Consider the following 26266-nt stretch of genomic DNA (forward strand, 5'->3'; position numbering starts at 1 on the left):
AACGCAAATGTCGGGATATGTTTACCTAGTTAGAGTGGGAGACCTTTATAGGATTGGGAAAACGGATAATCTTGAAAAGAAAATTAAAAAATTAAACCCAGATGAATTATTAACATCAATTATGACTAAAGAGCCGGAAACTCTTGAAGCAAGATTACTAAGAAAATATAAGTCGCAAAGAATTCCTGAAACTGGTTATTTAAAGCTTTCTAAAAGACAAATTAGAGAATGTAAAAAGCAATTTGAATTAAAGGGTAGCTTACCTCACACTTTAGATGCTGAAGTTTCTATAACTCTATTTGCATCTTTTTTATTGTTTTCATTAGGTTCTTTTATTTTTAATTACTTAAATTTTGGATTTGTAAGATCTATATCTTATTCTTTCGGAATGGCATCTCTACCAATGGTTATATTATTTATTACAGGTAGTTTTGGCGGATACTTTTCTGAAGATTTATCTCTTTTTTCATTATTAACTAATCGAATAAAAGGTTTATTTATTGCAATTGCAATGCTTTCAATGGCTTACTTAATTTTTAATTTAGGTTAAATTTCATAGTTACAATTTAACGCGATTTCAAATGGAACTGATTGGGTAGGTAACTTAAGAATAGTTGAGCATATTTCGGCAATATCTTCAGGTTGTGTCATGCTTGATTTGTCTAAAGAAGAGATATTTTGGGCCATTTTTGTATTAACCCAGCTTGGGCAAATTGCAGAAATCCTTATATTTTTATCCCAACCTTTATTTTTCATAGTTTGGCATAATCCCATCAAAGCAAACTTTGAAGAAGAATAAGCGGCTAAATCACCTTTGGATCTTTTCCCACTCATTGAAACTAAAACAATAACTCTTCCTCTTCCAGAGGTACATAAATGATCCCAAGAAAGCCTACATAAATGCCAAATTGCCAAAAAATTGATATTTAATGTATTTAAAATATCTTCTTCATCACCATCTTTGTATAAGAAAGGAACTTTCGATAATACTCCAGAACAATTTATTACTGAATCAAATCCTCCAAATTCATCTACGGTATTCTTTATCCAATTTTCGGCTGTAATTTTTTTTAAAGCATCATAGTGGTTGATTATAATTTTCCCTTCTGGCCATTTTTTTGGATCAATAACGCTTCCTTTTAATGATTCTAAATCTCTTATGCCAACACTAATTCTATTGCCTTCTTTTAATTCTTTATGTGCAATATTTAGTCCAATACCTCTACTGGCTCCACTTATTAAAATGGTTCTCATTTTTTAACTATATGTTTGGAAATATTATCCTTAGTAACATTTTAAATTCTCTTCCATGCATAATCATAAGACCTTTCTTTACACTCCATGGAGCCTTTATAAACATTACGCACATAGCATATACAATCTCTTTTAAAGAAAGAGTATCAGTTAGAAACCCATACCATTGATTTTTAGGTAGTTGGAAAAAACTGCCAAAAAATTCTCTCAATAGTTTCTCATCAAACCTCATGAGTTTTTCTAATCCAAATTGGTAGAGTGATTTCTTCCTAATTAATTCTTTTGACCATAAAGTTTCCCAACCTTTTCTAGCAATATGATAGGTACTTAGATTTTTGTTTTTAATTGCTTCTGAGACTGCCTTTGCGACAAGTGGAGCTCTTCTTAAAACATTACCAATTAAATATCCAGATGCAGGATGTACCATTGAAGCAGCACCACCATATCCTAGTATTTGTTGTTTGAAATCTGGGATTGGCATATTCATTGGAAGAAATAAGCCAAGCTCTTCGTGCTGCATCCTTGTGATTGATATATTTCGATAAGAAAGCCTCTTCTCTAGTCTCTCTTTTAAATTTTCCATTGTTAGAGGATTTACTAAACCAAGAGATGTCTCTTCAAGAAAATATTTCCCATCCCCCATATCCATGGCATAAAGAAAAGTTGGCGGTTCTTTTTTTTGCTCATCGTTAAGATGGTCATTTCTATAGTCCATTAATACAAACTGCCCTTTCTTAAGTGGAGGTTTACTAAAATTACCTACTATCCCATAACAAGTTTGGACTGCTAAGGGACCAAAGGATTTTAATTTAAGAAAAACAGGATCATACCCTGTTGCATCTACTACTAATCTTGCAGAGTAAGTTTCGCCTTCTTTTGTAGTTACTGTACTTTTGTATTTTTCAAAATGTATTTTGTTTGCAAAGCCTTGATGCCATTTAATAAAAGACTTATTGCATTCGTTAAACCAATAATTGTGGAGTTTTTTCTTATCAAATAGTCCATAATCTAGTGAATGTTCCGTGGCTTTATTCTCGTCGTCCTGCTCTTCTAAAGCGCCATGCCCAAAAAAACTTACAGTATTCTTCCATCTATATTCAAGTAAATCCTGAAGCCCGAGTTGATCAACTTCTTTGCCCCAAATGCCATATGTATTTGGCCAAGGTTCATCTGGTCCATTTGGAGAAAGCACTTCAACATCTAATTTTTCCTTCCCTAAAGCTGAGGCAATAGCCATACCTGCAGGCCCTGCACCCAAAACAAGAACATCTGGCATATTTTCTTTTGACATTAAATATAAATCTTATGATTAAAGAAATTTATTGAACAAATTATTACTTCTGAGCCTAGAATTATATTTTTCATCCAATACTTATAATGAGAGTAGATTAATAATAATCAAATTACTCAAATACTAGTGACTAAGTTTTCAGTGTTTTAACAATAATTTATAAGATTACAAAATAAAAAAAACTTTATTTATTTTTTTATCATAAAAAAAATATAGGAATTTAAATGATTAAAAATAAAAATATTTTAATTACTGGAGGTAATTCGGGGATAGGTTTTTTTGCCATTATTAATTTACTGAAGACGAAAAATATTTTATATGTTGTAATAAAAAACGAATTTAGAAAGAATGAATTTCTCAGGAAAATTGAGAAACATTTTGATAAAAATTACCTTAGTAAATTTTTAATTATTATTGAAAATTGTGATCTTTCAGATCTAGAGAATATTAAAAAAATTAAAGATTATTTTATTAGTAAAAAGATTTTTTTAGATGTTCTTGTTTTAAATGCAGGATTGCAATATACAGGCTCTTTTTACCCTAAAGTATCAAAACAAGGCATAGAACTAACTTTTGCAGTAAATCATCTTGCACATTTTTACTTGGTAAATGTCCTAAAAGATTTTATTAGAGATAAGGGAGAATCTAGAATCATTATTACATCATCAGATGTACACGACCCCAAAAGTTCAGGTGGCAATATAGGAAAGAAAGCGGGACTTAATAACCTAGTTAATTTAAGAAAAAAAGTAACTGGGCAATTTTTAAATTTTAATGCTGATGAAGCTTATAAAAATAGTAAGTTATGTAATATTTTGTTTGCTAAAGAACTTGAAAAAAAATTAAAAATTTCCTCTAGTAAAATTTCTGTAATTACTTGGGCTCCTGGTCTAGTAATACCAAATGATGATCTTGGTTTTTTTAGATATAGTAAGCGTTTTAATCTCTTTGGATACTTTATTTTTTCTAAAGCTGCAAAAAATATTTTAGGAATTTCTGAAAGTATAGAAAATGCTGGTAGGATACTTTCTGAAATTGTTTTTGATTCAAATTTAAATAATATTGGTTACGTTCATTTAAGTAATAAACTTATATCTTTTAAAAAACATAAATTAGTTGAAAGTAAGGTTAGTGATGAGGCAAATAATTCTGAGTTGGCTTCAAAACTCTGGATTTTAAGTGAAGAGATTTGCAGATCATTTGGCTTTGTTACTTTCAATATTTAAGGTTTGTGTTGGGAATGCAAACTCTATATTATTAACCGCAAATTCCTCAATAATTCTTAAATTTATAGATTGTTGAGCTTCCATTGCGGCGAGATAATTATTTGTTGGGATGTAATAAACAAGTTCGAAATTAAGACTGAAGTCGCCGAAATCTGTGAAATGACATCTATCAAAAGACGCATCTTTTGTCTCTTCAACTATTTTTTTAATTATTATTGGAATCAATTTCATAAGTTTTGGAGAGGTTTCATAAACAACTCCCAATTTATGCACTAACCTTCTTTTTTCCATTTGTGCGTAATTTGAAATTATTCCATTTGTTAGGGCGCTATTGCTCATTACTATTACTTCTCCATTAATACTTCTTATCCTGGATGACCGTACTCCCACTCTCTCAACCATTCCTAGGACTCCATCAGATTTTATAAACTCACCTTTTTGAAAAGGTTTATCAAGCAAAATTGTTATATATTCAAAGAACTCCTGAACTGGATCTTTCAAAGCTAATCCTGCTCCAATACCTCCTGCACTTAGTAAAGCCCAAATAGCAGTCATTTGAACACCTATATTTTGTAAGAAAAAAATTGAGCCAATGGTCCATGTTAATGCTTTTATCAATGGAGTTAGTGAAGATACCATCGAACTAATTGAGGAATCATTAATTTTCGAGGTTGATTCTGTTAAAGATCTTATTAAAACTTTGTTGAGAGCTTTTATGATGATTATTAATATAAATAATTTCAAAATATTCAATAAGACAGAGATGAAAGTTATTTCATCAGCAAAAAAATAGTCAATTGAAAAATAAAATGAGAGGAGGAAACCTATAGGTTTTATAATTCCAGAGATCACCTCAAAAATAAAATCATCGAAATTTGTTTTTGTTCTTTTGGAGATCTTTTTAAAAAATATTTTTGAAACTTTTGAAATTATTATCGATAATAAAGTTCCAACAAAAAAAATAGATATTGCCAGAAGGAAGTTTTCAGTGACTAATTTCATATTCAAATAAACCCTTAAATTTTGTTTCTAATAAAATTTTAAATTATCTCTAAATAACAAACCAGTCTTTATTTTTCTTTAACTCATTATTATGTTTCTAATTTCTTTAAATTCTTCTCTATCCGCAGTTTTGCATAATTCAAAAATTATTGATTCAGTTGTTGTTAAGATCGCCCCACTCTGAGTCATTCTTTGTAATGCTATTTCATGATCTACCCTATTTCGACTTCCCATGGAATCTGATATGAGAAAAACTGCAAATCCTTTTTGTAAACAATCTAAGACTGTTTGTTGAATACAAATATGCGTTTCGATCCCACAAACTATCAAATTAGTAATTTTCTTATCTTTAAGTTCTTTCAAAAAATCTTCTAATTTAGCTAGGCTAAATTCCATTTTTTCAAATTTTCTAAATTCTACTATGGGTGATAATTCAGGAATCGTTACTCCCAATTTGAGTGGGTTTTGTTCAGATATAAATATGTTTTCTTCTAAAATTTTGTAAGCATTTATTAGCTTTTTAATGTTTTTGATTATTGAGTCCTTATTAAAAATTGGTCTTATTATTTTTTCCTGAATATCAATAATTATCAATGCATTTACTTTCGATGATAATTTATCAGAAGAGATTTTTTGATCATTCATCATTTACATATAGATATACATTTAACATAATATTTAGAAGAACTTTAGTAAACATTTTAAATAAATAAGTTGTTTTACTCTCATCTAGAGTTATTATTGAGAATAGCCAAGGATTAATTTTGTCATTATCCTCTCAATACAAAGTAATAACATCTCCTCTTGGTGATGGATTGCATAAAGATGGGAAGAGATTAACTCCTCAGAGGTTAAAGGTTCTTAATTTATTTGAAAATATTGGCTCTGGAAAGCATCTTAGTGCTGAAGAGGTTCATGAAAAGTTAGTTAAAACAAGCTCCAAAGTTTCACTAGCAACAATTTATAGAACTTTAAGACTTTTAGTGCAAATGGGTTTGCTTCATGAATTAGAACTCAGTGAGGGTGGACACAGATATGAATTGCTTAGTAACGACACACCGGAACATCATCATTTGATTTGCATTAGGTGTGGAAGAACAGAAGAATTCGAAAATGATGAGGTTTTAGAGGCAGGCAAAGTTGCAGCAAAAGTTAATGGTTTTAAACTAATTGAATCCTCTTTAAATGTAAGAGCAATTTGTCCTAATTGTATTTAGCAGGTTTTAACTTAAAGACCCTCCACAACTTGAACCTGCTCCTGCAGTGCAAGCAAAACAATGTTCTTTTACAGCTACCCCATAGTCAAAAGTAAATGATTCATCCAACAGATCAACAAGTGTCTTTGGTCCTTTATTCTCTCGGAAATTTATCTGTTGGTTAAAGTCACAATCATAAATTTCTCCTAGCCAATTTACGCTAATTGTCTTTTTACACATTAGATTTTCTAAATTTTTTTCATTAAAATTTTCTTTTAATAATTTGTAATAAGTATTTAGTTTCCCTTCTCTTCTAAGAGATTCTTCATATCTATTTATTGGCATATTAGTTATTGTGTATAAATTATTAAAAACGATATTGTATTTTTCGAATAAAATTTTTTTATAATCCTTCTCCAATATTTCCTGAGAAGGTGGAAGAATTGGGCTTACAGGATTGTAAACAAGGTTTAATTGTAATCCATTTTCTTTCTTTCCATAGCCTAAATCATTAAGAATTTTTATGGCATTAATACTTTTTTCAAAAACGCCAAAACCCCTTTGAAAATCAACATTATTTTTTTCATAACACGGTAGCGAAGCAGTAATTATAACTTTATTTTTTGCAAGAAATTGAGGAAGATCTTCATAACCTTCTTCAAAAAAAATTGTCAAATTGCACCTATCAATAATATCAACTTGTTTTGTGTTCAAGCTGGTTATTAGGTTTTTAAATTTTGGGTGAAGTTCTGGCGCACCACCTGTAATATCTAAAGTCTTGATTTTGTATTTTTCAATTATTTTTGGAATAAGAGTTATCATTTCATTAGACATCTTTTCAGTCCTTAGGGGACTCGAATTGACATGACAATGCTTACAAGCCTGATTGCATTTATAACCTATATTAATTTGCAATGTTTCTATAGGTTCTTTATATATTGAGGGGAATTTTTCTTTCATGAATCTATTATTTATAAATTGTCATTCGAAAATAAAAAAGTCAACTATTTTTTTTAAAGTTTGATCTCTCATTAGCAAGTTCAATAAACCAACTTATGTATTCTTTGGGACCATTTTTAAAAACTATGTCAAATTTTAAATTGTCATGAACATCACTGATCCCTATTAAACCAGTTTTTTTTGTAGAGGGTCTTTCAACTTCACCAGAACTACTATCTACAAAAATTATTTTATTCTTAATCCCAAATTCATTACCTAATATTTGTATTAATTCTAGAAAAGACCTGTCACTTCCTCCTCTTGAATAACTTTTTTCATCATTATTTTTTTTTGATGTGACTGTGTCACCAACTCCTATAATCAAAGGCATATCTTCTTTTTGAATAGTTCTTTTGCATAAATCAATTTTTTCCGTAAAAGAATTTGGAGAGTTTCTAAAATTAAAATTTCTTCCAAAAGGAGCTTTACCAGTTTTATCCGCAATAAATTTATTTAAAAGAAATAAAACTCCAGAATCTTTAACTGCTCCTTTAATAAGTAATTGTATGTCTGTTGATCCGATATCATTTTGAGAAGAAAGTTTAATTGTTTCTCTACCATTTTTATTACCTAAATTTGGTGAAATATGAAGGAAAAATGAGTTTTTGAGCCCTTCGGATTCAGCTTTTAAAATGATTTCATTCATCATTTTTTCAAAACTAATTTGAATAAGCTTTCTTTTATCAGAATCTTCATGAACTAAATCAAATAGACTATTGAAATTAATCGTTGGCGAGAAGCGTGTTTCACATATTGATTTTACTGCGTGAAAATTGATATCCTTTTGGCTAAGTTCAGGAAAAATATTCTTAACTATATAATTAAATTTTGGTCTTATTAAACTAGGTACTTTAGATAAAAAACTTAGCTCTTTTTCTGAGACTCCTTCAAAACTTATTTCACCATTACTGTCTTGATACTCTACTCCACAGGCCGCTAAACCTCTTAAATACAGTTCTTTGTTTTTAGGCTCAGTAGTGCTCCTTAAACTCCTCTCTATTATTCTGTTAACTCCTCTTGGGCCTTCATGTTCCCCGCAAGTTAATACAAAGAATTCCTCGGCTAATTCTTTTACGGCATAGATATATTTTGATTCTAATTCTCTAGTCATTGGATCTTTAACTAAAGGGATACAAACTCCGTCAATGTCTTGAATAAATAAGATATTTTTAGAAGAAATTAATTTTTTTTGTTCATTTGAATTACTTGCCATATATTCCATATTTATAATTATTTTTCTTTTAATTTCCACTTTCTCAGAAATTATAAATTAAAAAACTCAATATTTTCAATAAATAATTTGCTATGGTCAAAAATTGCTTTAATGTAGAAAAATGTTGGTATGGGTAAGAAATTAAAAAAATTATCAAGAGTTTCCAAAAATGAAGAATAATTTCGTAGAAAACATCAAAGATGAAAAATATTTTTATTCATTGATTGAAGATATAGAGAATAGCAAAGTTGGATTTTACAGTGTTGGTTTATATCCTGCATCACTAGCATACAACTGTGCTATGCATGGAAAATCAAATAATATTCTCTTGGCTCCTAGGGAAGATAGAGATTTGTTAGGTGCTTTCTCAAATGATGTTATTTCTGATATGGATAATGAGATTATTGAAAAGATTAAGAAAATGGGAAATTATTCTTCAGAGGGAAAAATAAAGTCTTTTGATCTAAAAGATCTTCTCTTGAAATGTGAGATGGTTATTCTTGCTTCAAATAGTAATCACATACAAGATGATGTTAAAAATGCTTTAGAACTCAGAAAAAATTTAAAAAGAGAAAATGTCGTTCTTGGCTGTCTTGTCGGTTCTTTTTGTATTGATAATAAAAATAAAAGCCCTTTTATTCTTTGTAATAAATATCCAAATTTAGCTTTTTTTACAGGATTTCATCGTCACGGAGCTTTACGAAATCCTAATGATAGTTTTACTGCAAATTTCTGCCATCCTAATGCGCTAACAGCATTGATAGGAGCACGCATTTTGAATCAATTATCACCGAAAATTCAAGTTTCTCCTGGAGTTCACAATATTGAATGTCAATATATAAAATCAATAAAAAATATCTCATCAATATTTGCAGGTTTTGTAAATAACTTTCATTTCGATAAGCCAGGAATGCTGCCTACCATTAATACGATTTTGTTAACTCAATGTTTAGATCAGGCCGCATCAGTATCAATAAAAGTTAGAAAAGAAAATAAATTAGAGAATAAATATCTTTCATTAAAAGAACTTGGTTATGGTGAAGAAATAATTAGTGCAAGGGAAAAAATTAATGATAAATTTTGTGAAAAAGGAGATTATACTTTTTCTCAATTAAATGCTGTTAAGGCTGATGTCTTAGGGAGTATGACTCTACCAACCGAAGGAAAACCAACACGGAATTTTCAAGCAGGACAAGTTTTATCAGACATGCTTTTGCAACTCAACAGATGTCCAAAAGATGTCTCAGAATTTATAAATTGGTGTAATAAATATTCTCTCAGTCAAGGAGGTTTAGAAGGTCTAAAATCTTTAAAATTTTGGCCAGACATTTATAAAGAATTCAAAATTAAAAATAACAATTGTTCAATGATTAATCTGATTTATTTATGCTTTAATGCTAATTCAGAAGAAAAAAAAGAAATTTATAAGGTTTTAATTAGTTCAGAAGAAATCACTAATTTTTGCCAAGAATCTGTGAAATCTGAATTATCTTTCGAACTAAATGAAAAATTAAAAGGAGATTATCTTTTTGATGATATTGAAAACTTTTATAAGAAATTATTTATTGACAAAGAGCAAAACGCCCTTAAAACAAATAAATATAGCAATCAAATTTCTAAGAAAAATCCTAGTTATATCAATGTATTGAAAATTATTAATAAATATTTTAATAATTGATTATTTTTTTAATTTGCTAGAAAGCAAAGTTCTTAATTTATTTACTAATATTGATTGCAGGGTTAGAATTATTATGGTTTAAAAGGTTTTTTTTGAAAAAGGAATTAACTCATCGTTCTAATGAACTTAAAGCTCTTGGTTGGAATCAAGAAGACTTAACAAGATACGAAGATTTATGGGACTACAGTCAAAGATGGGGATTAATAAATTTAGAAAGAGAAGACAGACAGTTTTTAAAGAATGCAGAAAAGTTACTCCCAAAGATCCAAAATAAAAAGATATCCGTTAAAAAAACTATTGAAGAAAAATCTTATTATCGATGGTTAAATTTTTACCTCGATGAAATTTATATTTTTAGTAATTCTAATCTTCAAAAAAATAAATATGGTGTTTGGACACTTTTAATTGAAGAGGAAATAAAACTTCTTAAGGAATTACAACCAGTTATGGGTCTTCCAGATACTTTAAAAGCTAAGAATCTATTCGAAAATAGAAAAAAGCTTATAAATAAAGCTTTTAGCGAATTTGATGCTAAAAGTAATGACAAGGTTTTCAACTTTGATGAAGTTTTAAACAACTCTGAAAAAGATGTTGGTAAGAATTGGAAATCAATTACTGAAAAAGATCCTGAGGCTAATAAAACATTTCCAATAATTGAATCTGCAAATATTGATAAACTCAGATCTGCGATAAAAGATGATTTGAGTTCATATATGAAAGATAATTACCCCTCATTAAAAAAGGATTTATAAATATTTATCTTTTTTTTGTTTTTTTTTGGGACTTTTCTAAGTTAAATAGATAATAGGATTATTTAAAAAATTTTGAGCAACCAAAAGTTCGAGACACTTCAGTTACATGCAGGCCAAGTTCCTGATCCAACTACAAATTCTAGAGCAGTACCCATCTATCAAACTAGTTCCTATGTCTTTGATAATGCAGAGCATGGAGCGAATCTTTTTGGATTAAAAGAATTTGGAAATATTTATACTCGACTTATGAACCCCACCACAGATGTCTTCGAAAAAAGGATGGCAGCTTTGGAGGGAGGTATGGCAGCACTTGCAACATCCTCAGGTCAAGCTGCTCAATTCTTGGCAATAGTGAACTGTATGACTGCAGGGGATAATTTTGTCTCTACTTCTTTTCTATATGGTGGGACCTACAATCAATTTAAAGTACAATTTCCAAGATTAGGAATAGAAGTTAAATTTGCAGATGGCGATAGTATCGATAGCTTTAGAAATAAAATTGATGATAAAACCAAAGCAATATATGTCGAATCAATGGGAAATCCTCGATTCAACATCCCAGATTTTGAGGGACTCTCTGCTTTGGCGAAGGAAAATGGAATTCCCTTAATAGTGGATAATACCCTTGGTGCTGGTGGTGCTTTAATAAGACCAATTGATTTTGGAGCCGATGTTGTTGTGGAAAGTGCAACGAAATGGATCGGTGGACATGGAACAAGTATCGGAGGGGTTATTGTTGATGCCGGAACCTTTGATTGGGGAAATGGTAAATTCCCACTAATGAGTGAGCCAAGCGCTGCTTATCATGGGCTCGTTCATTGGGATGCTTTTGGTTTCGGTAGTGATATCTGCAAATCTTTGGGGGTACCTGATAATAGAAATATAGCTTTTGCTTTAAGAGCAAGACTTGAATGCCTCAGAGACTGGGGATCAGCTCAAAGTCCTTTTAATTCGTTTTTGTTATTGCAGGGATTGGAAACTCTAAGTTTAAGAATAGAAAGACAAACTTCTAATGCTCTTGAATTAGCAAAATGGCTAGATTCTAATTCTAATGTAAGTAGTGTTAATTATCCTGGCCTAGAATCTGATCCATATTACTCTAGTGCCAAAAAATATACTACTGGAAGGGGAATGGGTTGCATGCTTATGTTCTCTCTCAATGGGGGTTTTGACAATGCAGTAAAATTTATTGATTCCTTAAAATTAGCGAGTCACCTTGCTAACGTAGGGGATTCAAAAACATTAGTAATTCATCCTGCTTCAACAACTCATCAGCAATTATCTGAAGAAGAACAATTATCTGCAGGTGTTACTCCCACGATGGTAAGAGTTTCTGTAGGAATTGAGCATATTGATGATATAAAAGCAGATTTCGAACAAGCACTTTCACAAATCACATAGGAAAGGAGATTTATTGGCTTTAATAATTCCTAGTAACTACCACAAGATTAGTGATGTTGAGAAAAATCATATATCTTGGATTGAACCAGAATTGGCAAAAAGACAGGATATACGTCCTCTTAGGATTGGTATTCTAAATATCATGCCTCTAGGCAAGCAGTATGAATTTAACTTGCTACATCCACTTGGTTTATCTCCCCTTCAAATTGAGCCAGTTTGGATAAAGCTTAAAACTCACTCTTATAAAACATGGGATCTTAATCATCTGAATAATCTATACATTACTTGGGAAGAAGCAAATAATCCAGAACCGTTAGATGGAATTATTATTACTGGAGCACCTATTGAACACCTAGCCTTTGAGGAGGTTAAGTATTGGGATGAATTTGTGAAAATTGTAAATGAAGCCAGAAATTATTGTGCGAGTACTCTTGGATTATGTTGGGCTGGCTTTGCGCTGGCATATTTGGCAGGGGTTGATAAGCAAGTTTTTGATAGGAAATTATTTGGGGTATTCCCTTTAAAAAGTCTTGTTCCTGGACACCCTTTGATGGGTACACAAGATGATGAATTTATTTGTCCTCAAAGTAGATTTGCTGGATTACCAGATTTGGAAATGGAGAAAGCCCAAAAAGAAGGGAAACTGAATTTGTTGGCTTATGGAGAAAACGTTGGATATACAATATTTGAATCTAATGATCAAAAACAACTTATGCATTTAGGTCATCCTGAATATACTGTGCATAGAATTATTAGTGAAATTGAAAGAGACAAAGAAAAGGGAGATGTTCCTCCTCCTAAAAATTTTGATCCAAACAGTTCAAAAACCGCTTGGAGGTCTCATAGGAATTTGCTTTTTCAACAATGGCTTTGGTTCTGTTATCAACAAGTTAGTCTTAATTAAATTTTTTAATGAGCGCTTTCTATCCCACCTAGTCTTTCAAATAAGTTAAGACTTTCTTTATTTAATCCTATAATTTCAACTTTAGAACCACCATTCTGGAACTTTCTAATAATTTGCTCAAGAGCAACAACGCCACTTTGATCCCAAATATGAGCTAAAGACATGTCAATTACAATATTTTCTGGATGTTCATGAATATCAAATCCTTGTAAGAAATAAATTTTACTTACAAAAAATAATTGTCCTTTTACTTTGTAGGTAGTCAAATTATTTTCTTTAGCTCTTGAGACAGTTATAACTTTTGCGACTTTTCTGCTGAAAAGGATTGCAGCTAATGCAACTCCAGCAATAACTCCCAGTGCAAGATTATGAGGTTTTGTCAGCATTGTAACCGCAAATGTCATAAGCATTACTGCAGTATCACTTTTAGGTATCTTTCTAATATTTTTTAATCCATTTATATCTGCTGTACTTATCGCGATCGTTATCATGATTGCTACTAAAGCAGCCATTGGTATTGCTCCAATCCAAGACTTCAAGAGAATAATCATAATTAGTAGAGATAAACCTGAGGAGAGAGTTGATAATCTAGATTTACCACCATTTTCAGTATTCATAACAGATTGCCCAACTAAGGCACATCCTGCCATTCCACCAAATAAAGATGCCACAATATTTGCGATTCCCTGTCCTCTTGCTTCTTTATTTTTATTAGAACTTGTATCAGTTACATCGTCTAAAATGTCTTGAGTTAAAAAGGTTTCCATTAAACCCACGAGAGATATTGCAAGTGAAGTCGGTAAAATAATTCCTAATGTTTCAAGACTAAAAGGTACTTTCCCATTTTCTATTGATCCAAAAGGAAGAGAAATACTTGGTAATCCATCAGGTAATTTACCCAAATCGCTAACTGTTGGGACATCTAGATTCAAGAATATGCTTATGAGAGTAATTACTACTATCGCGATAAGTTGAGAAGGGACTACTTTTGTGATTTTTGGAAGCCCATAGATGATTATTAATCCTAGGATTACAAGAATCCAAACTACTGGGATCTGAGAGTTAACTGGATACTGACTCAAAGTTTGTTCAATTAATCCTTTTGATTCTTTAATACCTATTCCTAACTGAGGTAGTTGTGCCTGAAATATTAAAAGCGCCAGTGCATTTACAAATCCACTTAATACTCCCGTTGGCACGAATCGCATTTGGTAGGCAAGTCTTAAATATCCCCAAAGAATTTGGAAAATTCCAGTTAATATTCCAGCTGCAATAAGATATGGGACTCCCAATCCAGGAGCTTGTGATTCTCCATAAGCAACAAGTCCAGTCATCAAAAGAGCTGTTGAACCTGTAGCTGAAGTGATCATCCCCCTTCTCCCTCCAACAATCGCAATTGTTATAGATAAGCAAAATGCACCAAAAAGGCCAACTTTAGGATCTACACCAGCTATACCTGAAAAAGCAATTGCTTCTGGGATCATTGCAAACGCAACAACTAAGCCTGAGAGAATATTTGACTTTGGATCATCTAACCAATTTTTAGATAAATATCTTGAGAAATTTGACATTTTAGGTTTCTTTATACTTAAGAAGTTACCTTATAAAGGAGGCAAAATACCTTGTGGGTCAAAAATATTCTTTAAAGTTTTTAATTCATTCATTCTATCTCCAAAGGCTAATGTAATTTCTTCATCATGAGAATTCAAATGATTATGCAATTGGGCTAAGTGAATATTTGGATAAAACTTTTTTAGCTTGCTCCACGATTTATAAATCCATTCCAAAGCGACTTCTTTTTCTTGAAGATCATTTTTTTCCCATGATGCATATATCCATGGTTTCCAAGTGCTTTTTCTATGAACAAAAAAGCTTGAGCCATGATTTAACTTTTTAGTTTTGCAACCTAATTGTTGAGACGCAATGTAACAGGAATTATTAGGTTTATTATCCATTATTTCATCCAAACATTTTATGAAAATTGTGATATTATCTTTTAAATCTTCCCCAAGAAGACTAATTACTTCAGAATGGTTATTTGCATTCAGCTCATATAAATTCAATTCCTTAGGGAAGAAATTTATTTTGTTAAAGTTTTCATAAAATTGTTTTTCTAGAGTAGGGAATTTGTCTAGAAGCATTAGGCATTCTTCTGTTCTTTTATCCTCTAAATTATTTTTGAGTTCAGCAAAAATATATATGTAAATTTTTTGGGCATAAATCCATTGAAGACTAATATTTTCTGGAAATTCCTCTGATAGTTTTATTATTTCTGTAAGTTCATTTAGATTTACAAATCCTTCAATAACCTTAATTGAATTAGATTGGATAGTCTTAAGTTCTATTTCGGTAATAATTGAAAAGAAGGGTGCTGCGCCTTTAATTCCTTCCCAAATTAATTGTTCTTCTGTATTTATTTGATTTTTTTTTAAAGAAATAAATGTGCCATTACCCAAGAAACCTTTTATTGATTCAATATTATCAATTGCTAATCCGTAGGTTCTACTAAGTGGGCTTACTCCACCAGTAAGTATATAGCCTGCTCCAGGAAGTTTAGATAGTCCGATTGGAAAACTTCGATTATATTTTTGTAAATGATTTAATAGATCCCCCATTATTACACCACCTCCAATTGTTACTAAATTGGTTTTTCTATCTAGATGAATTTTGCTGTGATTTTTTCTTAGATCAAGAGTTGTAAAACCATTTTTCGCACAGCTAGAAGTTGTACCTCCACTACACACGCAAAGGTGCTCGAATTTTTTATAAGAATAGTTATCCTCATTAAATAAGGATTCATCCACGTCATAAATTAATTTCTTTAATTTTGCATCCTTTGAGTTGATATTTGGAACTTCAAGCAAGTTTTTATTATTTTTCACTACATGATATTGATCTTTACTATTATGGTATAAGTAATAATTTGAATTTGGATAATTTAGATTTGAATTTAAATAATCAAGTCGCGATACTTATCTGTGGACATGGGAGTAGAAATAAACTAGCCATTACTGAATTTCAAGAATTAACTAATTTCATCCAAAAAAGATATCCAAACTTTTTTGTTGAATATGGGTTCTTGGAATTTGCTAAACCTTCGATTGTTGATGCTTTAGACAAGTTAAAAGATCTTTCTATAAAAAAAGTAATTGCAATACCTGCAATGCTTTTCGCTGCTGGCCATGTAAAGAATGATATACCTAGCCTGCTTATGAATTATTCAAGTAAAACAGGAATTGAAATAATTTATGGAAGAGAATTAGGTATTAATAATTTAATGATTAGTGCAGCTTGTGAAAGAGTAAAAGATGTATTTAAACAAAATAATAATCTCAAACCTGAAGAATCATTATTAGTTGTTGTGGGTAGAGGCTCTTCTGATCCAGATGCGAATTCCAATGTTTCAAAAATTACGAGAATGATCGTAGAGGGTATTGGTTTAGGGTGGGGGGAAACAGTTTTTTCTGGAGTAACTTTCCCCCTTGTTGAACCTGGCTTGAAAAATGTTGTGAGACTTGGTTATAAAAATATAATTGTTTTCCCTTATTTCCTTTTCTCAGGTGTCCTTGTTACAAGAATAAAAAGGCAAAGTGATTTAGTTGCGATTAATAATCCAAATATTTCATTTATACATGCAAAATATCTTTCGTCGCAGTCTTATGTGGTCGACACTTTTGTAGAAAGGATTGAAGAGATTCTTAATAACGAAGGTAATAATTTTATGAATTGCTCAACTTGTAAATATAGATCAAATTTATTTGGCTTTGAAAAAGAAGTTGGAATGGTACAAGAAAGTCATCATGACCATGTAGAGGGCTTGGGTATCAGCTGTGATTTATGTGATCCTGAATGTAATGGTGCTTGTGAAATACAAAATCAAATACCAACTCATAATCAAGAAAAATCAGACACAGGAGGAGTTGATTACTTAGAACATGAACATGTAGAGGCTCATCAACATGAACATAATCACCATCATCATCACAATAGTATTTATCCAAATTCAAAACACCCTTTAGGACCTGTCACGCTTCGCTTGCCTAATAAAGACTAAATCTTAAGAAATTCCGTTGAAATCATTGAATCACCTGTCTCTTTCTCGACCTAGTCTTAATAGACTCAGTATATATAAGTATTCTTAATATAAAATCGTGAAAGTATTTTGAGCAAGATTTTCCACAATTTGCAGGTTGTTTTCCACGTCCAAATCCACACTGGATTAGAAATGGCAGTATTTTTCAAAAAAAACAGGACTTCAACATTATTGTTGACTTTTTTTTAAGATCTATTCAATTTCCTTATTTGAAAAAGAAGTTTTTTAAAAACCTACTTATAACATGAGTCTTATTTGATAATTTGAAAAGTTTACCAGAAGATTTTTCTTGATATTTAAAGAGAAAAATATCATTATTGTTGATGTAGAAAAAATAAATTTATGGATCAAATCAACCAAACAAATTTAACTGATAAGAAACTCGTAGAGTGCTCTTCAAATAAAGTCTCATTAGAAACAGAGCTTTCAGAAACTCTTTATAACACTATGAAAGATTTCGTATTAAGTAATCCTACTTGGGATCAATATAAGCTTATAAATTCAGCATTAGCCACTTTTCTCGTTCAAAACGGTTGTACAGATAATTCTGTCTCAGAAATTTATTTAAATCAATTATTTACACCCTCTAAGTCTTTTTAATATTTAAACAGGCTCTTCTACTCAAGGCCATCATTGTAAGTGTGGGGCTTTGCCAAGATGATGTGGGCCAGCACGCTCCATCTAGTACCAGTACATTCTTACATCTCCACAATCTGTTAAGTTTATCAACTACGCTATTTTCTTCATTTAACCCCATTGGGGCTCCCCCTACCTCATGAATATAATATCCAGGAGGAGGAGGACTATCTGAAAGTGCTATCAAATTTTTTGTAAATAAATTCCCTAATGGAATATTCATTAGTTCATCAATATTTTTTATTTTCCCATTTGCAGCTTTGACTGATTTTTGTATTGTTTTTTCCATATGTTTTGCCATCTTTAACTCATTCTCGCTCCATTCGAATTCAATGTTGGGAATTGGTATTCCCCATTCATCTGTTTTTCTTGAGAGAGAAACTGAGTTTTTCTCTCTAGGAAGTACTTCACCATGGGCGATAAGAAAGCCAATGGATTTGTTTGCGTCTTTTTGTAAAAATTTAGGTATCCCTAATCTATCAATTGCCCCCCAGATTCCATAACCTCTATGGAAATTTATGTCGTCAGTTTCTGGTAAATTTGAACCAAAAGGAATAAAGAAGCTGCCTGCTCCAGAAAGATCAGGAGGATTATCTAGTGATTTATCTGAGTTTTTTGCTTTTGGGACTGAAAAAAATCTACAGATAGATATGTGATCCATTAGGTATTTACCTAATTTCCCAGAATTATCTTTAAACCCTGAGGAATTTGATTTGTATTCTGAGTTCAATAGTATTCTCAGTGTTGAAATTGTTGATGCGCAAAGAAGAATCAAATCACAATCCAATACTTCTTTGTGTCCATTTTCTAGGTTTACAATCGTTAGTTTTGAGGCAAGCTCTGTTATCTTGTTAATCTCAAAAGACTCCACTAGGTAATTAGAGATTATTTGTACATTTCCAGTATCTAAAGCTTTTTTTAAAGAGCTTCCTACGCTTGAGGACTTGGGCCAATTTTTTTCTTTTACAGATGAGTTACGGTCAAATCCTCTTGATTGGATAAATGGATAGTTTAATTTTGATTTAACTTTTCTGCCAAAAACATTTTCGTTTTCTGTAAGAGGAATTTCACCAATATATTTACCGTTTGGGACCTCCTTGATATCATCTTTTCGTCCATAAATTCCACAGAAATTTTCAATAAAATCGTAGTGCGGGGAAATTTCTTCGTATGAAATAGGCCAGTTTGGCCCGAATCCGTCTTTTTTAGCCGGATGAAAGTCTTCTGAGGAAAGTCTTAATGTTATGCCTCCCCAAGTTAATGATCTCCCCCCATATTGTTTACCTTGCGTCCAAAGAAATGGCTTTTTTTTTGGGAACTCATAAGGATGCTTCAATTCATTTGAATATAAGTCAGGATTATTTTTCCAATAACCAGGATGTTGGCACTGATTGGCATGTTTTTTTGTTATGACTCCTGACAATCTTTTTAATGTACTTTTTGGCTCATGATTACTAGCTTCATTCCTTTTAACTTGAGGCCCTGCTTCTATTACTAAAACTTTGATCCCTTGTTCTGCCAATGTAAGTGCTGCTATTCCTCCAGTAGCTCCAGAACCAACAACAATTGCATCATAAGGACTTATATCCAAAACCTATTTCGTGATTTGCTATTTCAATAAATATAGCATTCAGTAAATAATTAATTTTTAGATTTCAGCTCAAGAAGTTAGAATTTATTGAAATACTACTCAAACAAATGAGATTTATAATTTTAACTTTTTTAATAGTTGTTTTAACCCTCCCTTCTAGAAGCTTCGCTGCGTTGGATTATGGTAAACAATCTTTGGTAGGAGCTGATTTTTCTGGATCTGATTTAAAAGGAGCAACTTTCTATTTGACTGATTTACAAGACGCAAATTTGTCAGGTTGTGAGCTCCAAAATGCGACTCTTTATGGAGCAAAATTGAAAGATACTAATTTAAGTAACTCCAACTTAAGAGAAGTAACTTTAGACTCGGCTGTTTTAGATGGAACAGATTTATCAAATACTAACTTGGAGGATTCTTTTGCTTATAGTACCCAGTTTGAAAATGTAAAAATACAAGGCGCAGACTTCACAAATGTTTTCTTGCCAAAAGACATTATTAGGAAATTTTGTGAAAGTGCTACTGGAACTAATCCAATTACAAATAGAGAAACCAGAGAAACTTTAGAGTGCGATTACATTTAAATTTATGCACATACAAGTTCTTTTTTAATCTTTCTTTGTTTATAAAGTGATCTTCCAACAGGCCAACCTAAAGTAGATAAATGTTTCATTAAAGAACCTGAGTATTTGAAATAAAAATTGTCTGAATATTTGATGCCAAGTTCATTTAGAGTGCTTATTAATAAGCATAAATCTTTCTTTTTGCCTTTTTTCATATCCAATAATATCAATGCTTCACTTGATAATTTTTTTACTAGTACCTTATCATTTTCAGCAAAACCAACTTTAAGTGAATTAAATGCATCAGAATAAAGAGTATAAATTATTCCATCTTTAGATTTATCTACAGAAGTATCTACATTAAATCTTGATGATATTAATGTTTTGTATCCTTTGATGATTTTTCTGTTATTCATAATTATTTGATTTCATCCTGAGCTAATTCGTATTTATCCAATAGATTATTTACCTCTGCTAGTGCAATCCTCTTTTGACAGGCCGAGTCATATCTATTTACTGCTATTGAAGGTATTGAACCTTTGCTTTTCATTTCCCTTATACCAGTTTCTAAACATTGAAAAGCAACACTTGATAGATCTCTTCCTTCTGCTGCGGCCCAAACTTTCAAAAGATAAGTAAGATTTGATGGTACTGAGATCTGTACTTTGTTTGAATTTGAAGTATTTAATGCAATATCATCGAGACTAATTTCTTTAGAGGAAATAGTTTCTTTAACCTTTTTCTTCAAAAATTTTACTTGGCTTATAGCGTCCTCTTTATTCTTTATTTTTTGTTCTATTTCAAATAACTCTTCTTCAGAATTAATTAAAGCTTCTAATGCCCACTTAGCATCATCTTTCGCAACCGCGGTTCTATCAAGCCATTCATCTCTTATTTTTGACCAATTACTAGGCATAAGCTTTATAAGTTAATTCTATGATATATAAATCTATATAGATTGTCTATTCATTCTAAATAGAATTAATATAGATTGTTTAAAGTTTTAATTTTATTTTTAATAATTCCTCGTCTTAGAAATAATCTTTTACAATAATTGAAAGTGCAGAATCTATCCAATGTGATCTTAGAGGTATTTTTTCGCTAATTGAAAACGATATATTTGATAATTCAATATTTTTAAATTTAAGTTATTTGTTTATTTAATTAAAGACTTCTGAGCTTTTAATCTCTTTCAATAAGTTCAATTTTATAACCATCAGGATCCTCAACAAAAGCCAAGACAGTAGTACTGTTTCTCATTGTTTTAGGTTTGGTTGTTATTTTACAACCATTTTTTTCTAATCCTTGGCAAATTAGATGAATATCTTTTACTCCAATAGCTATATGACCATATTTATCTCCAAGCTCATAGTCTTCAGACTTTTTGTGCCAGTTATAAGTTAATTCAATTACTGAGTTTTCTTTTTCTGAGCCATAACCAACAAATGCCAAAGTGAATTTTCCATGAGGGTAATCCTTTTTTCGCAATAAATTCATTCCTAATCTATTGACGTAGAAATCAATGGATTTATCTAAATCTCCAACCCTCAACATTGTATGTAGGATACGCATTTTGAATTATGAACCTGAATCAATTATCTTATATTTAATAACCATCTGCCAAAGTTGATTTTTTCGAAAGTAACTCTTTTTATTAAGTTCAAAAAATTAGGTTAAAATATTAATACGAAATTCCAATAATATTATTGAATCAGATATTCCAGAGACTCTCATCAGTATTTTTATATACTTTGCCTTTAAAGGCATCAATACCTTTTGGATATTATTTGTTCTATAAATATTCTTTTTTAAAAATACTATTATTTCTAACTTTTCCAATAGCAATAATTGAAAAATCTTTGCCTTTTGGTAGTTTCTTATTATTTATAATTTTGTTTGCTGGGTTAGCAAGAAATCCAAAAGTCCCCTATTTCGTTAGATATAACGCATGCCAAGCATTACTCATTGATATTGCTTTGATAATAATTTCATATCTATTAAGAGTATTTCCCATAGTTGAATTAGGCTCAATTATTTTTATATTTACACTATGTATTTTTATCTATTCGGTTTCTCAATGTATTAATGGAGTTGAACCTGAAATACCCTTAATTAGTAAATCTGTAAGAATGCAAATTTAAAAAAGTTTTATAGATTTACTAACTTTCTTCAGCACTCATTCAGAATAGATTCCCATCTTTGTTGACTTGCCTTTATTGCTTGCATTGGTGGATTAGCTCCCTCTATTTCAAAGGCTTTAATTAATGATTTATTAGCTAATAGACCTAATCTTGCTGCCTCTCTTTGTCTAGAGCATACTTTTTTTCTTGATCCCTCTTTAAGACTATTTTCGATTTCTATCAGAATCTGGCTAGCTTCATTCGATTTAGAATAAAAATCATTCATATAAACGTCTAGTGCAGTATCAGCAAAAATTTCACCTGGAGAGATTATTGCGACTAAGCACACTATAAAACTATTAAATACAAATATTTTCATGAGAATCTTAATTAAATTTTTTGTTCGATCTCTTTAATACTAAATAAAAGGTAAGAACGCTAATTGTTCCAGATGGGCCAATTAAAACATGCCAAAATTGATCGCCACTAATGGAGAGCCTTGTCCCAAAGAAAGTTGTAAAAAAAATACCAAATAATGGGTAAAAGATAAAAAGCCAATCTTTAAAAACTCTTTGCCAATTTATTATTAGAAAGATACTTATTATTACTTGAAAAAGGAGAGCAGTAGTTTTATTAAATAAAAAATATGAAATTATTGAACATAAAGAAATGCAAAAGTTAGTCGTTTGAATAAATTTATTTTCTGTAACTGATATTGATAAACATGTAAGGCCTAAAGATAGAAAAGAATAAAATAACCAATTAAATAAAGAGGAATGATCTACATAAATCCAAGATGTTTGGGTATGATCTATCATTTCAAAAATCGATGATAATCCTAAAAAAATAAAACCGAAAGGTATAAATTTCTTTTTGTTTATATGTTTGAATTTGTTGATCGATCTAATACCTAATAATATTGGGATAATTACCGCTTGAAAATGGGCTAATAATAAAATTGAAAAAAACAAAATAAATTCTCGAACTCAATTCAAAATTAAATTTAAAGATAAAATCCAGTTTTAGGTTAACGTAGTAGAGAAAGATACCATTGGCCGATAACTATAATCAATATTGTAAGAACAAAAGGGAAGGCAGGATATCTTGTCTGAAAATTAGCTGGTGGCCAAGGGGACCAAGATATTAATCTTCCTTGAGGTTCATTCGAAATAACTTTTTTTTTCGATTTTTTGGATATTAAATTATCTGTAGCGAATCCTTTACTCATAGTCCAAATAAAATAATCCTAACAAAGACTTACCAAAAGGGCGTTTATATTATTTGGTTGAATTTCAGTTGCTTTTTATTAGAACGGAGGGGGTGGGATTCGAACCCACGGTGCCCTTGCAGACACGCTAGTTTTCAAGACTAGAGCCTTAAACCACTCGACCACCCCTCCAGGCAAAAAATATTAAATTTTAGCTTTTTAATTATATCAAAAGATGGCTAAATTTTTCGGAACTGATCCGGAACTGCACGTCAAGTTATCTTACGAATCACAGGTATAACTATAATTAAATCTAGCTTTCAAGACTAGAGCCTTAACCACTCGACCACCCCTCCACAGGATTATTCAGTTATATTCAATATTTGAATCTATGGGATTGAAGATTTTATTGCTACTGTGTCTTCGGGCAGAATTAGCTTGAAAGTGATAGAAAAAGTATATAAAAAAAAGAAATTTTTTAATGATATATGTTTACTTTATTTTAGAAATAATAACCTGTTTGATATTTGACTAGATAAAGTTTTCCTCCCTAAAAGTATTTTGAGTATGATTATCATCGAATATGCTGGATTCATTATTTTGGAAATTTGTAATAGGATCAATTAGAGAATTGTTTTGATTTGTTCCCAAACAACTATTGTTTAAGCATTCTGTAAATTCATCTAAAATTATTTCGTCATCTGTGAATGGATTAGTATTTGATAATGTTTCTAAATCTAGTTCATTATAATTTGAAGCTCGCATAGCAGATTGGTTTGATAATCCAAAATGTGAATGAGAGTGATTAGATTTTGCTAAGCCAGTTAATTCATCAATTACATCAGCGTAAATTACACCACCATTTCCGATGGATTCATTAATTAATCCATCGTCATGAATGTCTGTGAATAATGAATATTCATATCCATTATTACTACCCCACATTCCTCCTTCTTCACTTCCCCAAATATACTTCAATGCCTCAATGTCAATCTCTGAAAAGCTAGGGGCATCAATAGATGGAATTGTCTGTAAATTGTAATTAATATTTTCTGGCTCAAAATTATAAGACATTATTGTATCCAAACTATCGTTCCAAGAGATCTCTCCATATGGATCACCATTAGGATGATCTAATCCAAGAGCATGACCTATTTCGTGAACTATTGTATGAGCTTCATGTTCTGTAAGGCCACCGTAACTAATACCACCATAATTAATATCAATATTTCTGTTTTCGTATATTTCACTATAAGTATCCTCAACAGCGTAATTATTCCAAGCTGAGAGATCTTGCCACATTACATCTATCCTTTCATCACCATTAAATATGCCGTAATTAATCACTGAATTATCTGGATCCCAAGGAGAGTAAGCTAAACCTAAAATTGGTGAACCGCCTACATAAAAATTACTATCTTCACTGACTTTATAAATTCTTATTAGAGAACCAGCTTCTTGTTCACTGAAAGCAAAGTCTAGTGATAAATTGGAATCTAAATCTAAGAATTGTTCCGTAATGAATAATGATTCGCCCTCTGTGTGTGGAATTAGATTGACATTTTGATCAAGACCAAAAATATCAGCGGTTCCAGCATATTCTTCGGCGTTGTGAATATAGACTTTTATTTCGCTGTTAGGTGAATATAAGTTTAAATAGTCAAAACTCTGCAAGAAAGGATATGTGAATTCACTTATTAAACTACTAACTTGAATATTACTTTCCCTATTAAAAGGATATTCAGGAAAAATTAACCCTTCACTATTATCAATAGATTTATCAAGTACCTGAAAATAAAATGGCTCTCCGATTTGAATTGTTCTTTCATCATCTGCAAAGATTGTGATTTTAAATTCTTCAACACCTTCAACTAAATAATCTTCCATAGCAGAAAGATCCCAACCGAATTCTGCATAATTACTGTTAGCAGCATAAGAACCCCAATTTGAAGAAGAATCTATATCTGTATCAGCCATGTTGGATCGACCAGGTGATGCATCATATGGTGATTCATCTTTTCCATTTATGACCCAATGAAAATAATCCCATCCATTTTTTCTACCTGGATTTATATCTGCATGAACATTTATGTAACTTAGCGGATCATAGGAGTTTGTAGAGGGGTTCCATATCTTTCCTCCCTCCACAATTTTGTTATTGGTTGCAGTCCAAGTTACATTCCATGAAATTGGGTTAACAAAAAGATTTTGGTGAGCCTCAATCTGACCACCTTTGTCATCACTTATCGTGTATGTGAGATCTAAGTCAATGCCTTCTAAAATATATGGATCAGGAGTAAATGTGTAGTCCCCATTGGTATTAGTAAGAATAAGAACGGAGTCTGTTGGAGATACTGGGAGATATCCATAAATATCTATCTCTCCAAATTGTGTTGAGATATTTGTTATTGATAAAGGATCCCCATCAGGATCAGTAAATCCTTGCAGAAGATCTGATTTGTAAACAGTATAGTTATCCCCTGCATTTGCATCGTTTAAGGTTACTTGCAATCCCGTTTGCGTTGGTGCGTTATTAACAGGAACATCAGGAACAGAATCAATTTTTAAAGTTTGAGAAACATCTAGATAACCACCTTTATCATCAGTTAATTCATAGTAAAGATTTAGGTTTGTATCACTTAAATATTCTGGAACAGTAAAAGATAAACCAGTTAAATAATAATCATCATATCCTTGATGCTCAAGTATCATATCCAGCTCTAATTCCTGGCCATTACTTACTGGTAAATATGCAGTTAAGGAGTCATAGTCAAAAGTTAAAGAACCATAATCAGTCCAGGTGTCATTTATATAGAAATAATCTCCATCCGGATCAGAGAATCCTTGTAATAAATTAGATTCCCAAATAGTAAATTCCTGTCCAACTTCTAATGTTGGGAAAATATATTTTTGTCCTGTTTGCGTTGGCGCTGTATTAGGAGGAGCTCCAACTCTTCCGTCATTGTTTAAGTCAACATTAAAATTAGTTTCTGTTGTATAGAAAACTCCATCAGGAGAGTCATTATTTGCAGGATTATTAGGATCTACATACCCTGGATATCCAGGATCTTCGGAATACATATAGTTACCTTGATCGTCATGAACACTTATCCAGAAAGATTGACCATATTCGTCGTTCCATT

27 protein-coding genes and 1 tRNA gene are annotated in these 26266 nt (G+C 31.1%); 11 read left to right on the forward strand and 17 right to left on the reverse strand.

Going from position 1 to position 26266, the window contains the following annotated elements:
• The first annotated feature begins 7 nt into the window (after positions 1 to 7).
• Positions 8 to 550 carry a GIY-YIG nuclease family protein gene (locus HA148_RS03270; RefSeq protein WP_209130168.1) on the forward strand — a complete coding sequence of 181 codons (543 nt, stop codon included), beginning with the start codon at positions 8 to 10 and terminating at the stop codon, positions 548 to 550.
• On the opposite strand, the gene HA148_RS03275 is transcribed toward HA148_RS03270, so the two are convergent.
• On the reverse strand, positions 547 to 1254 hold the full coding sequence (locus HA148_RS03275) for an SDR family NAD(P)-dependent oxidoreductase (RefSeq protein ID WP_209130170.1): 708 nt from the start codon (positions 1252 to 1254) through the stop codon (positions 547 to 549). The two genes, HA148_RS03270 and HA148_RS03275, sit on opposite strands and share 4 nt — an antisense overlap.
• Positions 1255 to 1261: 7 nt before the next feature.
• Complete coding sequence (gene crtL / locus HA148_RS03280; protein WP_209130172.1) at positions 1262 to 2545, reverse strand: lycopene beta cyclase; 1284 nt, start codon at positions 2543 to 2545, stop codon at positions 1262 to 1264.
• A 224-nt stretch (positions 2546 to 2769) separates the two neighbouring features.
• On the opposite strand from crtL, the gene HA148_RS03285 reads away from it, so the two are divergent.
• Positions 2770 to 3771, forward strand: coding sequence for an SDR family NAD(P)-dependent oxidoreductase (locus HA148_RS03285; RefSeq protein WP_209130174.1), 1002 nt, complete (start codon positions 2770 to 2772; stop codon positions 3769 to 3771).
• Here HA148_RS03285 and HA148_RS03290 read toward each other — a convergent pair.
• Positions 3742 to 4773, reverse strand: coding sequence for a mechanosensitive ion channel family protein (locus HA148_RS03290; RefSeq protein WP_209130176.1), 1032 nt, complete (start codon positions 4771 to 4773; stop codon positions 3742 to 3744). The genes HA148_RS03285 and HA148_RS03290 overlap by 30 nt on opposite strands.
• Before the next feature lie 78 nt (positions 4774 to 4851).
• Entirely contained in the window at positions 4852 to 5421 is a 570-nt protein-coding gene (locus HA148_RS03295; RefSeq protein ID WP_209130178.1) for an isochorismatase family protein, read from the reverse strand.
• A gap of 116 nt (positions 5422 to 5537) precedes the next feature.
• On the opposite strand from HA148_RS03295, the gene HA148_RS03300 reads away from it, so the two are divergent.
• Entirely contained in the window at positions 5538 to 5990 is a 453-nt protein-coding gene (locus HA148_RS03300; RefSeq protein WP_209130180.1) for a Fur family transcriptional regulator, read from the forward strand.
• Positions 5991 to 5996: 6 nt separating this feature from the next.
• Here HA148_RS03300 and arsS read toward each other — a convergent pair whose 3' ends face one another.
• Complete coding sequence (gene arsS / locus HA148_RS03305; protein ID WP_209130182.1) at positions 5997 to 6929, reverse strand: arsenosugar biosynthesis radical SAM (seleno)protein ArsS; 933 nt, start codon at positions 6927 to 6929, stop codon at positions 5997 to 5999.
• Between the two features lie 40 nt (positions 6930 to 6969).
• The gene (gene stpA / locus HA148_RS03310; protein WP_209130246.1) at positions 6970 to 8190 is read right to left on the reverse strand and encodes a glucosylglycerol 3-phosphatase; all 1221 of its coding nucleotides are present in this window, start codon (positions 8188 to 8190) and stop codon (positions 6970 to 6972) included.
• 160 nt (positions 8191 to 8350) lie between these two features.
• On the opposite strand from stpA, the gene HA148_RS03315 reads away from it, so the two are divergent.
• The 4 genes from HA148_RS03315 (at position 8351) to HA148_RS03330 (ending at position 12916) form a co-directional block, all read left to right on the forward strand.
• Positions 8351 to 9859: a hypothetical protein gene (locus HA148_RS03315; RefSeq protein ID WP_209130184.1), complete on the forward strand. Its 1509-nt coding sequence runs from the start codon at positions 8351 to 8353 to the stop codon at positions 9857 to 9859.
• Between the two features lie 92 nt (positions 9860 to 9951).
• Entirely contained in the window at positions 9952 to 10611 is a 660-nt protein-coding gene (locus tag HA148_RS03320) for a hypothetical protein (protein WP_209130186.1), read from the forward strand.
• A gap of 72 nt (positions 10612 to 10683) precedes the next feature.
• Entirely contained in the window at positions 10684 to 12012 is a 1329-nt protein-coding gene (locus HA148_RS03325; protein WP_209130188.1) for an O-acetylhomoserine aminocarboxypropyltransferase/cysteine synthase family protein, read from the forward strand.
• A 13-nt stretch (positions 12013 to 12025) separates the two neighbouring features.
• Positions 12026 to 12916: a homoserine O-succinyltransferase gene (locus tag HA148_RS03330; protein ID WP_209130190.1), complete on the forward strand. Its 891-nt coding sequence runs from the start codon at positions 12026 to 12028 to the stop codon at positions 12914 to 12916.
• Positions 12917 to 12921: 5 nt separating this feature from the next.
• Here the strand turns inward: HA148_RS03330 and HA148_RS03335 are convergent, their stop codons facing one another.
• A complete protein-coding gene (locus HA148_RS03335) occupies positions 12922 to 14487 on the reverse strand; it encodes a SulP family inorganic anion transporter (RefSeq protein ID WP_209130192.1) in 1566 nt (521 codons plus the stop codon).
• Between the two features lie 30 nt (positions 14488 to 14517).
• Positions 14518 to 15798: an FAD-binding oxidoreductase gene (locus HA148_RS03340; RefSeq protein WP_209130195.1), complete on the reverse strand. Its 1281-nt coding sequence runs from the start codon at positions 15796 to 15798 to the stop codon at positions 14518 to 14520.
• 41 nt (positions 15799 to 15839) lie between these two features.
• Between HA148_RS03340 and HA148_RS03345 the strand changes: the two genes are divergently transcribed.
• The gene (locus HA148_RS03345; RefSeq protein ID WP_374938818.1) at positions 15840 to 16970 is read left to right on the forward strand and encodes a sirohydrochlorin chelatase; all 1131 of its coding nucleotides are present in this window, start codon (positions 15840 to 15842) and stop codon (positions 16968 to 16970) included.
• A gap of 381 nt (positions 16971 to 17351) precedes the next feature.
• Complete coding sequence (locus HA148_RS03350; RefSeq protein WP_025938148.1) at positions 17352 to 17609, forward strand: DUF2811 domain-containing protein; 258 nt, start codon at positions 17352 to 17354, stop codon at positions 17607 to 17609.
• On the opposite strand, the gene HA148_RS03355 is transcribed toward HA148_RS03350, so the two are convergent.
• Positions 17596 to 19236, reverse strand: coding sequence for a GMC oxidoreductase (locus tag HA148_RS03355; protein WP_209130199.1), 1641 nt, complete (start codon positions 19234 to 19236; stop codon positions 17596 to 17598). The two genes, HA148_RS03350 and HA148_RS03355, sit on opposite strands and share 14 nt — an antisense overlap.
• 107 nt (positions 19237 to 19343) lie before the next feature.
• Between HA148_RS03355 and HA148_RS03360 the strand changes: the two genes are divergently transcribed.
• Positions 19344 to 19817 carry a pentapeptide repeat-containing protein gene (locus tag HA148_RS03360; protein ID WP_025952595.1) on the forward strand — a complete coding sequence of 158 codons (474 nt, stop codon included), beginning with the start codon at positions 19344 to 19346 and terminating at the stop codon, positions 19815 to 19817.
• 2 nt (positions 19818 to 19819) lie between these two features.
• Here HA148_RS03360 and HA148_RS03365 read toward each other — a convergent pair whose 3' ends face one another.
• The 3 genes from HA148_RS03365 to gloA form a co-directional block, all read right to left on the reverse strand.
• The gene (locus tag HA148_RS03365) at positions 19820 to 20212 is read right to left on the reverse strand and encodes an LEM domain-containing protein (RefSeq protein ID WP_209130201.1); all 393 of its coding nucleotides are present in this window, start codon (positions 20210 to 20212) and stop codon (positions 19820 to 19822) included.
• Between the two features lie 2 nt (positions 20213 to 20214).
• Entirely contained in the window at positions 20215 to 20712 is a 498-nt protein-coding gene (locus tag HA148_RS03370) for a VHS domain-containing protein (RefSeq protein ID WP_209130203.1), read from the reverse strand.
• A gap of 266 nt (positions 20713 to 20978) precedes the next feature.
• Complete coding sequence (gene gloA, locus HA148_RS03375; protein WP_209130205.1) at positions 20979 to 21368, reverse strand: lactoylglutathione lyase; 390 nt, start codon at positions 21366 to 21368, stop codon at positions 20979 to 20981.
• 134 nt (positions 21369 to 21502) lie between these two features.
• On the opposite strand from gloA, the gene HA148_RS03380 reads away from it, so the two are divergent.
• Positions 21503 to 21937: a Tic20 family protein gene (locus HA148_RS03380; protein ID WP_209130206.1), complete on the forward strand. Its 435-nt coding sequence runs from the start codon at positions 21503 to 21505 to the stop codon at positions 21935 to 21937.
• 28 nt (positions 21938 to 21965) lie between these two features.
• Here HA148_RS03380 and HA148_RS03385 read toward each other — a convergent pair whose 3' ends face one another.
• From HA148_RS03385 to HA148_RS03405, 5 genes are all read right to left on the reverse strand, one after another.
• Positions 21966 to 22295: a hypothetical protein gene (locus HA148_RS03385; protein ID WP_209130208.1), complete on the reverse strand. Its 330-nt coding sequence runs from the start codon at positions 22293 to 22295 to the stop codon at positions 21966 to 21968.
• Between the two features lie 7 nt (positions 22296 to 22302).
• A complete protein-coding gene (locus HA148_RS03390; protein WP_245151989.1) occupies positions 22303 to 22734 on the reverse strand; it encodes a hypothetical protein in 432 nt (143 codons plus the stop codon).
• A 209-nt stretch (positions 22735 to 22943) separates the two neighbouring features.
• Complete coding sequence (locus HA148_RS03395; protein ID WP_025926248.1) at positions 22944 to 23144, reverse strand: hypothetical protein; 201 nt, start codon at positions 23142 to 23144, stop codon at positions 22944 to 22946.
• Positions 23145 to 23228: 84 nt separating this feature from the next.
• A tRNA-Ser gene (locus HA148_RS03400) sits at positions 23229 to 23315 on the reverse strand.
• A 339-nt stretch (positions 23316 to 23654) separates the two neighbouring features.
• The coding region (locus HA148_RS03405; protein WP_209130212.1) for a cadherin-like domain-containing protein at positions 23655 to 26266 on the reverse strand (2612 nt) is incomplete at its 5' end.

The sequence above is a fragment of the Prochlorococcus marinus XMU1405 genome, assembly GCF_017696275.1.
GTDB lineage: Bacteria > Cyanobacteriota > Cyanobacteriia > PCC-6307 > Cyanobiaceae > Prochlorococcus_A > Prochlorococcus_A marinus_AB.